At 61.9% G+C, this 9,917-nt stretch carries 5 protein-coding genes and 2 tRNA genes; 3 read left to right on the top strand and 4 right to left on the bottom strand.

The features are described from left to right. Positions 1 to 392 precede the first annotated feature (392 nt). Positions 393 to 469: transfer RNA gene (locus tag ABEH28_RS13815), tRNA-Asp, on the bottom strand. Between the two features lie 19 nt (positions 470 to 488). Continuing rightward, positions 489 to 564, bottom strand: a tRNA-Val gene (locus tag ABEH28_RS13810). A gap of 158 nt (positions 565 to 722) precedes the next feature. Between ABEH28_RS13810 and rdgC the strand changes: the two genes are divergently transcribed. Continuing rightward, positions 723 to 1,643, top strand: a complete 921-nt coding sequence (gene rdgC / locus ABEH28_RS13805) for a recombination-associated protein RdgC (protein WP_122537474.1) — start codon at positions 723 to 725, stop codon at positions 1,641 to 1,643. A gap of 80 nt (positions 1,644 to 1,723) precedes the next feature. Further along, complete coding sequence (locus tag ABEH28_RS13800; protein ID WP_122623088.1) at positions 1,724 to 2,686, top strand: bile acid:sodium symporter family protein; 963 nt, start codon at positions 1,724 to 1,726, stop codon at positions 2,684 to 2,686. A 208-nt stretch (positions 2,687 to 2,894) separates the two neighbouring features. Here the strand turns inward: ABEH28_RS13800 and ABEH28_RS13795 are convergent, their stop codons facing one another. Beyond that, positions 2,895 to 4,766 (bottom strand): MFS transporter, encoded by a 1,872-nt coding sequence (locus ABEH28_RS13795; RefSeq protein WP_346630223.1) that lies wholly within the window; start codon positions 4,764 to 4,766, stop codon positions 2,895 to 2,897. A gap of 122 nt (positions 4,767 to 4,888) precedes the next feature. Then, entirely contained in the window at positions 4,889 to 6,037 is a 1,149-nt protein-coding gene (locus ABEH28_RS13790) for a TDT family transporter (protein ID WP_346630222.1), read from the bottom strand. A 248-nt stretch (positions 6,038 to 6,285) separates the two neighbouring features. On the opposite strand from ABEH28_RS13790, the gene ABEH28_RS13785 reads away from it, so the two are divergent. Continuing rightward, positions 6,286 to 9,759, top strand: coding sequence for a NahK/ErcS family hybrid sensor histidine kinase/response regulator (locus ABEH28_RS13785; RefSeq protein ID WP_346630221.1), 3,474 nt, complete (start codon positions 6,286 to 6,288; stop codon positions 9,757 to 9,759). Positions 9,760 to 9,917 lie beyond the last annotated feature (158 nt).

Below are 9,917 nucleotides of genomic sequence, written 5' to 3'. Positions count from 1 at the left end.
GGCCCCTCCTGCGTCGGGGTTCCTTCACTCCGGTCTCGCTCCGTGGGCCCGCGCCGAACGGACATCCATGTCCTGACGGCGCTCTCGCCGCATCCATGCGGCTCGGCCCACTCCGCGAGACCTGCGTTCAGCCTGCACCCAAGTCGCGATTGCCGGTGTCTGGACTTTTTGTGTAGGAAGAACAAAAGCAGATCAAAAGCTTCCCGGCTGAAGCCGGTCCTACGGTGTGCACGCATTGCTTTTAGTGGGACCGGCTTCAGCCGGGAAGAGGCCAGTGTGGACACTGGTCACTTCAGATCAGCCGCCCCCACCAAATCGCAGGCACAAAAAAAGCGACCCTAAGGTCGCTCTCTTTGTCGTTACGAGGAGTTCAAGGGCCTCGTAACTCAATATGGCGCAGCGGACGGGACTCGAACCCGCGACCCCCGGCGTGACAGGCCGGTATTCTAACCGACTGAACTACCGCTGCGCGTAACACTTGAAACGAATGGTGGGTGATGACGGGATCGAACCGCCGACATTCTGCTTGTAAGGCAGACGCTCTCCCAGCTGAGCTAATCACCCTTCGCTTCGGTGTGGCGCGCATTCTACGGAGCGATCAAAAAGCTGGCAAGCACTTTTTGAAATAATTTTATAATCCTTCCAAAGGCTTACATCAGGGTTGGCCGCAGGGTCACAGCAGCGAATAATGCCCCCCTTTGTATAAAGGAGAGATGTACCCCATGTGGTTCAAAAACCTGCTTGTCTATCGCCTGACCCAGGACCTGCCATTTGACGCCGAGGCGCTGGAAACCGCGTTGGCGACCAAGCCTGCACGTGCCTGTGCCAGCCAGGAGTTGACCACTTACGGTTTCATCGCCCCGTTCGGCAAGGGCGAAGACGCGCCACTGGTGCACGTCAGCGGTGATTTCATGCTCATCTCGGCGCGCAAGGAAGAACGCATCCTGCCCGGCAGCGTGGTCAACGATGCATTGAAAGAAAAAGTCGAAGAGATCGAGACCGAGCAGATGCGCAAGGTCTACAAGAAGGAACGCGACCAGCTCAAGGATGAAATCATCCAGGCCTTCCTGCCCCGCGCGTTTATCCGCCGCTCGGCCACTTTCGCCGCCATCGCCCCCAAGCAAGGCGTGATTCTGGTCAACGCTTCCAGCCCCAAGCGCGCCGAAGACCTGCTGTCGACCCTGCGTGAAGTGGTCGGCTCGCTGCCGGTACGTCCCGTGACCGTCAAGACCGCGCCAACCGCTGTGATGACCGAATGGGTCAAGACCAGCCAGACCGCCGAGCACTTCTTCGTACTGGACGAGTGCGAACTGCGCGACACCCACGAAGATGGCGGCATTGTGAAATGCAAACGTCAGGACCTCACCAGCGACGAAATCCAGCTGCACCTGAGCACCGGCAAAGTCGTCACTCAGCTGTCGCTGGCGTGGCAGGACAAGCTGTCGTTCGTGCTGGACGACAAGCTCGGTATCAAACGCCTGAAGTTCGAAGACCTGCTGCAGGATGAAGCCGAGCAGAACGGCGGCGACGATGCGCTGGGTCAGCAGGACGCCAGCTTCACCCTGATGATGCTGACATTCGGCGAGTTCCTGCCGGAGCTGATGGAAGCACTGGGCGGCGAAGAGATTCCCCAGGGGATCTGATTTCGCCTACGGCGCAGGAGCCGGCTTGCTGGCTCCTTCCGTTTCCGGGTTCATTCATACCAATAAGAAAGGAGCAGGCCATGCGTGCCCTGGCTGCGTTGAGTCGTTTTGTCGGTAATACCTTCGCGTACTGGGTGCTGCTGTTCGCCGTGCTGGCGTTCCTGTTCCCGTCCTGGTTCATCGGCCTCAAGTCGTACATCGTGCCGTTGCTGGGGCTGGTGATGTTCGGCATGGGCCTGACCCTCAAGCTTGATGATTTTTCTGAAGTCGTGCGCCATCCCTGGCGCGTGGCTCTGGGGGTGGTCGCGCATTTCGTGATCATGCCAGGCGTGGCCTGGCTGCTTTGCCAGCTGTTTCACCTGCCGCCGGAAATCGCCGTGGGCGTGATTCTGGTCGGCTGCTGCCCGAGCGGCACGTCGTCCAACGTCATGACCTGGCTGGCCAAGGGCGATCTGGCGCTGTCGGTGGCCATCGCCGCCGTCACCACCCTCCTCGCCCCGCTGCTGACTCCGGCGCTGATCTGGCTGCTGGCCTCGGCGTGGCTGCCGGTGTCCTTCATGGAAATGTTCTGGTCGATCCTGCAGCTGGTGATGCTGCCGATCGTGCTCGGCGTCATCGCTCAACGTTTACTCGGCGCCAAGGTGAGTTTTGCCGTCGACGTGCTGCCGCTGGTGTCGGTGGTGAGCATCGTGATGATCGTCTGCGCGGTGGTGGCGGCGAGTCAGGCGAAGATTGCCGAGTCGGGCCTGTTGATCATGGCCGTGGTGATCCTGCACAACAGCTTCGGTTTTCTGCTGGGTTACTTCACCGGCAAGCTGTTCAAGTTGCCACTGGCTCAGCGCAAATCGCTGTCCCTGGAAGTCGGCATGCAGAACTCAGGCCTCGGCGCCGCGCTGGCCGCTGCGCACTTTTCGCCACTGGCGGCGGTGCCGAGCGCGCTGTTCAGCGTCTGGCACAACATTTCGGGCGCGTTGCTTTCGACGTACTTCCGCAAGATGACGCCGGATGCGGTGGTTGCGGAAGAGAAGCCGATTGTGGGTTGACCGGCCGCGCAACTGGCTTGCTCTTTGTGGGAGATACCCGGTCGTCCAGCAGATGCGATCCATGTGGGAGTGAGCTTGCTCACGAAGAGGCCGGTACATCCGCTCATTTTTCTGCGGCAGGAATACCGTCTTCGTGAGCAAGCTCACTCCCACAAGTTATTTTGACACCAGAAATATCGGGGTTCTTATTAACGCGCTGGCACTCGCCTTAGCGCACCGCCCCCCGCAACTGCGCCACCCGCTCACGCACCAGCGCCGGTTGCGATTCCTCTCCCGTCAACGCCGGCCCGGCCACCAAGGTCACTCGCGACCAAAGCCTGCGGAACACGCCCTTGTTCGGGTCCCGGCTGAAAAAGCTGCCCCACAACCCCTGCAATGCCATTGGAATCACCGGCACATCAGTCTCCTGCAAGACCCGGGTCATGCCACTCTTAAAGGTGTCGATCTCGCCGTCCGTGGTCAGCTTACCTTCCGGAAAGATGCACACCAGCTCGCCCTCCTTAAGGTAATGGGCGATGCGTTCGAACGCGCTGTCGAACACTCCCTTGTCCTCTTTGATACCGGCAATCGGGATGGCGCCCGCCGTGCGGAACACGAAATTCAGCACCGGCAGATTGAAGATTTTGTAGTACATGACGAAGCGGATAGGCCGGCGCACAGACCCGGCAATCAACAGCGCATCGACGAACGAGACATGGTTGCAGACCAGCAACGCCGCGCCCTCATCAGGGATCAGGTCGAGGTCGCGATGCTCCACCCGGTACATGGAATGGCTGAGCAGCCAGATCATGAAGCGCATGGTGAACTCGGGCACGATTTTGAAGATGTAAGTGTTAACCGCGATGTTCATCAGCGACACGACGAGGAACAGCTGCGGGATCGACAGCTTCGCCACGCTCAACAGGACGATCGAGACAATCGCCGAGACCACCATGAACAGCGCATTGAGGATGTTGTTGGACGCGATGACCCGCGAGCGCTCTTTCTCCGGCGTCCGCGACTGGATCAGCGCGTACAGCGGCACGATGTAAAACCCGCCGAAGACGCCGATGCCGAGGATGTCCAGCAACACCCACCACGCCTGCCCGTACCCCAGAATCGCCAGCCAGTTATTGGCCTGCACGTTCTGCGGGAAATCACCGGAATGCCACCACAGCAACAAGCCGAACACGGTCAGGCCCATGGAGCCGAACGGCACCAGGCCAATCTCCACTTTGCGGCCTGACAGTCGCTCGCAGAGCATGGAGCCGGCGGCGATGCCGATGGAGAACACCGTCAAAATCAGGGTGACGACGGTTTCATCGCCATACAGAAAGTCCTTCGCGTAGGCCGGGATCTGCGTCAGATAAATCGCGCCGACGAACCAGAACCACGAATTGCCGACGATGGAACGCGACACCGCTTTGGTCTGCCCCAGGCCGAGTTTCAGGGTGGCCCAGGATTCGCTGAAGATGTTCCAGTTCAGGCGCATGTCCGGCGACGCGGCCGCTGCTGGCGGAATGCCTCGGCTGGCGAGATAACCCAGGCACGCCACCGAGACCATGGCTGCCGCCACGATGGGGGCGTAATGGGTCGCCGACATCATCACCCCGGCGCCGATGGTGCCGGCCAGGATCGCCATAAACGTGCCCATTTCCACCAGGCCGTTGCCGCCCACCAGTTCGTTCTCATGCAGGTGCTGGGGCAGGATCGAGTACTTCACCGGCCCGAACAGCGCCGAGTGGGTGCCCATGGCGAACAGCGCCGCCAGCATCAGTGACAGGTGATTAAAGAGAAAACCCGTGGCCCCCACGACCATGATCACGATCTCCAGGACCTTGATCATGCGGATCAGCTTGTCCTTGGGGTATTTCTCGCCGAACTGCCCGGCCAGCGCCGAGAATAGAAAGAACGGCAGGATGAACAGCAAGGCGCAGAGGTTGACGTAGATGGAGCGGTCGCCGTCGATGCTCAGCTTGTAGAGGATGGCGAGGATCAGCGACTGCTTGAAGATGTTGTCGTTGAACGCCCCGAGGGACTGGGTCACGAAAAACGGCAGAAAGCGCCGCTTACCCAACAAACTGAACTGCGACTGACTCATCTTCCCTGGTCCTGAGTGGCGCCGGTATCGGCTTTCGGATGGGAACGCCGAACGGCGGTTCCGGGCCACATTGAAGACGACACCGGCGGCAAAGTCGAGCACGCGCTCCAACGCATAACCCGTTAGAGCGTACGTAAACCGGCGATGCAGGGCGAAACGAACAGCTCGCCTTTGTAGGCGCCGGTCACGGTGCGCTTCATGATCAACAGCCACAGGACACTCAGCGCGGCGACCAGCACGCTGCCGAGAACCGCAAAGAACATAAGATGAAGCACCGCGCCCAGCTTCAGGGTGGTCAGCGCGAACACGCCCAGCGGAAAGGTAAAACCCCACCAGCCCAGGTTGAACGGGATGCCATTGCGCAGGTAACGTGCGGTGATCAGCAGCGCCATCAGGCACCACCACACGCCGACACCCCACAAGATCACGCCGCCGATCAGGCCAAGACCCGAGGCGATTTCGCCGACGCCGGGCAAGCCGTTGGCGTTGAAGATCGGCGGCGAATCGGCGCCCAGCACAATTAAACCGAACGCGCCGGTGCTAATCGGCCCGAGGGCCAGCCAGCTCGACGCAGCCATGTTTTCGTGTGGCAATTTGTGCAGGGCCATGCGCAGCAACAGGATGGTCAGGATGCTGAACGCCACCGGCACCGACATCGCCCACAGCACGTAGCTGGTGATGAGCACGCTGAACTGGCTGTGGCTGTCGGCCAGATGCGGCGCCAGCAGCCCGCCGCTCACCGCCGCCACTTCGCAGGCCACCAGCGGCAGAAGCCAGACGGCGGTCATCTGATCGATACGGTGTTCCTGGCGGGTGAACATCAAAAACGGGATGACCACGCCGCAGGCCAGGGACATCGCCACGTCCAGCCACCACAACATCTCGGCCATCGGCAGCACGGCGTCGCCCCATCGCGGCAGGCCGAAAGTCAGCAGCCCGTTGATGAGCGTCGCCAGGCCCATGGGAATCGTGCCGAAAAACATCGACACCGTGGAATGCCCGAACACCCGCCGCGCCTCGTCGAAAAACATCACCCAGCGGGCGATATAGAGGGTGCTGAAGGTAAGGAACAGCACGATGTTGAGCATCCACAAGGCTTCGGCCAGCTTGAACAAGCCGGGGATGGCCAGCGGAAGCTGTGTCAGCACGGCCGACAGAATCCCGGTGCCCATGGTCGCGGCGAACCAGTTGGGGGTGAATTGGCGGATGACTTCCCGAGGGTGACTCAATTGGCTTAAGGGTCTTTGCGGGATGAACATGGCGTGGGTCATGGCGAGCTCCTGTCCTCGTGTGAGGTGGTCCCCATAGTAGGACGGCAGCTGATATCGACTAAGCGGGTAATTTCGCTATGCATCATAGATTTCCCCGATATGGACCGGGCATGGGATTCATCGCACTCCTGCGACACCGCGCCGCTCAGACCTTGGTCGTAACAGACGAACCCTACGCGGCGTGCGAGACTGTCCGGCCGGCGAGGGATCGCCACCGAAACCGCTAGCCGCTTGCCTCCGGAGTTCCCATGTCGCTGTCCAGCGGGCTGATCGCTGCCGTCGCCCTGGCCTATATGGCCATCATGTTCGCCATCGCCTTCTACGGTGACCGTCGCAGCACCCCACTGCCGCCGCGCCTGCGCGCTTGGGTGTACAGCCTGTCGCTGGCGGTTTACTGCACCAGCTGGACGTTTTTCGGCTCGGTCGGCCAGGCCGCCGAGCAATTGTGGTCGTTTTTGCCGATCTACCTCGGGCCGATTCTGCTGATGCTGCTGGCGCCTTGGGTGCTCCAGAAAATGGTGCTGATCAGCAAACAGGAAAACATCACTTCCATTGCCGACTTCATCGCCGCCCGCTACGGCAAGTCGCAGACCCTCGCCGTCGTGGTCGCGCTGATCTGCCTGATCGGCGTGCTGCCCTACATCGCGCTGCAACTCAAAGGCATCGTGCTGGGGGTGAACATTCTGATCGGTGCCGGCGCCGACGCCACGGGGACTCGCGCCCAGGACACTGCGCTGATCGTGTCGCTGGTGCTGGCGCTGTTCACCATCGTCTTCGGCACCCGCAACCTCGACGCCACCGAGCACCACCGCGGCATGGTCCTGGCGATTGCCTTCGAGTCGCTGGTGAAGCTGTTCGCCTTCATGGCCGTCGGCGCGTTCGTGACCTTCGGCCTGTACGACGGCGTGGACGACCTGTTCAACCAGGCCATGCTCGCACCGCGTCTGGAGGAGTACTGGAAAGAAACGGTCAACTGGCCATCGATGGTAGTGCAGACCGGCGTCGCCATGATGGCGATCATCTGCCTGCCCCGGCAGTTTCACGTCACCGTTGTGGAGAACATCGAGCCACAGGATTTGCGCCTGGCGAAATGGGTGTTCCCGGCGTACCTGTTGCTAGCAGCCGTGTTCGTGGTGCCGATTGCCCTGGCCGGGCAGATGCTGCTGCCCGCCTCGGTTCTGCCTGACTCGTTCGTGATCAGCGTGCCATTGGCCCACGCGCACCCGGCGCTGGCCATGCTGGCGTTCATCGGCGGGGCTTCGGCGGCCACCGGGATGGTCATCGTCGCCAGCGTTGCACTGTCGACCATGGTTTCCAACGACATGCTGCTGCCGTGGCTGCTGCGGCGCAAAACCGCCGAGCGCCCGTTCGAGGTGTTCCGCCACTGGATGCTCTCGGTGCGCCGGGTCAGCATCGTGGTCATTCTGTTGCTCGCCTACGTCAGCTACCGGCTGCTGGGCTCGACTGCCAGTCTGGCGACCATCGGCCAGATCGCCTTCGCCGCCATCACGCAGTTGATGCCGGCGATGATCGGCGCGCTGTACTGGAAGCCGGCCAATCGTCGCGGGGTGTTCGCCGGGCTTGCCGCCGGGGTGTTCATCTGGTTTTACACCCTGGTGCTGCCGATCATTGCCCACAGCATGGGCTGGTCGCTGAGCAGTTTTCCGCTGCTGGCGTGGCTGCACAGCAACCCGTTCAATCTGCCGATCAGCCCGCTGACCCAGGGCGTGGTGCTGTCGATGCTGGGCAACCTGGCGTTGTTTGTGTGGGTCTCGCTGCTGTCGCGAACGCGGGTGTCCGAACACTGGCAGGCGGGCCGTTTCATCGGCCAGGAATTGCAGGCTCGGCCCAACAATCGCTCGCTGCTGGCGGTGCAGATCGAAGACCTGCTCAAGCTCTCGGCGCGTTTCGTCGGCGAAGAGCGGGCGCAACAGAGCTTCATCCGCTTCGCCTACCGGCAGGGTAAAGGTTTCAACCCCAACCAGAACGCCAACGGCGAATGGATCGCCCACACCGAACGCTTGCTGGCAGGGGTGCTGGGCACGTCGTCGACGCGGGCGGTGGTCAAGGCGGCGATTGAAGGCCGCGACATGCAGCTCGAAGACGTGGTGCGCATCGCCGACGAAGCCTCCGAGGTGCTTCAGTTCAATCGCGCGCTGCTGCAAGGCGCCATCGAGAACATCACTCAGGGCATCAGCGTGGTGGATCAATCCCTGCGCCTGGTGGCCTGGAACGCACGCTATCTGGAGCTGTTCAATTACCCGGAAGGCCTGATTAGCGTGGGGCGGCCCATCGCCGACATCATCCGTTACAACGCCGAGCGCGGTTTGCTCGGCCCCGGCGAGGCCGAAGTGCATGTCGCCCGGCGCCTGCACTGGATGCGTCAGGGCCGCGCGCATACGTCCGAGCGGTTGTTTCCCAATGGGCAGGTGATCGAGCTGATCGGCAACCCGATGCCCGGCGGCGGCTTCGTCATGAGCTTCACTGACATCACCGCGTTCCGCGAGGCCGAGCATGCGCTCAAGGGCGCCAACGAAAGCCTCGAACAACGCGTGGCTGAACGGACGCGGGAGCTGTCGCAGCTGAACACGGCGCTGAGCGAAGCCAAGGCCCATGCGGAAGCCGCCAATCAGTCGAAAACGCGCTTTCTCGCCGCCGTCAGCCATGACCTGATGCAGCCCATGAACGCGGCGCGTTTGTTCTCCGCCGCCCTGCTGCACAACGACGACAACGTGCCCGCGGAGGCGAAACAGCTGATCCAGCATCTGGACAGCTCGCTGCGTTCGGCCGAAGACTTGATCAGCGACCTGCTGGATATTTCGCGGCTGGAGAACGGCAAGTTCACGCCGACCATCACGCCGTTCGCACTGAACAATCTGTTTGAAACCCTCGGCGCTGAATTCAAGGCCCTCGCTCAGGAGCAGGGTCTGGACTTCCGCGTGCGCGGCAGCACGTTGCGCGTGGCCAGCGATGCCAAGCTGCTGCGGCGGGTGCTGCAGAACTTCCTGACCAATGCGTTTCGTTACGCCAAGGGGCCTATTTTGCTGGGGGTGCGGCGCAGAAGCGGGCAGCTGAGCCTGGAAGTCTGGGACCGTGGGCCGGGTATTCCCGAGGACAAGCGGCAGGTGATTTTCGAGGAGTTCAAGCGGCTGGACAGCCATCAGACCCGCGCCGAAAAGGGCTTGGGTTTGGGGCTGGCGATTGCCGACGGTCTGTGTCGCGTGCTCGGTCATTCGTTGGAAGTGCGTTCATGGCCGGGCCAGGGCAGCGTGTTCAGCGTCACGGTGCCGCTGGCGCCTGCATCGCCGATACCGGCCGTTGCGCCGAGCGAACCTTCGCGTGCTGCGCTCAACGGTACGCAAATCCTCTGCGTCGACAACGAAGACAGCATCCTGATTGGCATGAACAGCCTGCTCAGCCGCTGGGGGTGTCAGGTCTGGACGGCGCGCAATCGCGAGGAATGCCAGGCCCTGCTCAACGACGGCATTCGCCCGCACCTGGCGTTGGTGGATTACCACCTGGACCACGGTGAGATCGGCACCGAACTGATGGCCTGGCTGCGCACGCAACTGGGTGAGCCTGTCCCCGGTGTGGTCATCAGCGCCGACGGCCGCCCGGAGCTGATCGCCCAGGTACACGCCGCCGGCCTTGAGTATCTGGCCAAACCGGTGAAGCCCGCAGCGCTGCGGGCGTTGTTGAGCCGGCATGTGCGGTTGGGTTGAGGCTGGCCGGTATCGTCACGATGGGAACGATGATCCACTGTAGGAGTGAGCTTGCTCGCGATCGGCTGCGAAGCAGTCGTGAAACCCGACACCCCGATAATGCCTGACACACGGCACGCACCGGTTTGCTGCCGCTGCGCGCCAGATCGCGAGCAAGC

Source organism: Pseudomonas sp. Ps21-P2, from assembly GCF_039672565.1.
In the GTDB taxonomy this organism is placed as follows: domain Bacteria; phylum Pseudomonadota; class Gammaproteobacteria; order Pseudomonadales; family Pseudomonadaceae; genus Aquipseudomonas.
The sequence above is the reverse complement of the archived record's forward strand: the minus strand, read 5'-3'. Positions and strand labels throughout refer to the sequence as shown.

What these genes read in the sequence shown, in the direction of transcription:
- rdgC (WP_122537474.1), top strand. Translation starts at nt 723, where the DNA reads ATGTGGTTCAAAAACCTGCTTGTCTATCGCCTGACCCAGGACCTGCCA.
- ABEH28_RS13800 (WP_122623088.1), top strand. Translation starts at nt 1,724, where the DNA reads ATGCGTGCCCTGGCTGCGTTGAGTCGTTTTGTCGGTAATACCTTCGCG.
- ABEH28_RS13795 (WP_346630223.1), bottom strand. Translation starts at nt 4,766, where the DNA reads ATGAGTCAGTCGCAGTTCAGTTTGTTGGGTAAGCGGCGCTTTCTGCCG.
- ABEH28_RS13790 (WP_346630222.1), bottom strand. Translation starts at nt 6,037, where the DNA reads ATGACCCACGCCATGTTCATCCCGCAAAGACCCTTAAGCCAATTGAGT.
- ABEH28_RS13785 (WP_346630221.1), top strand. Translation starts at nt 6,286, where the DNA reads ATGTCGCTGTCCAGCGGGCTGATCGCTGCCGTCGCCCTGGCCTATATG.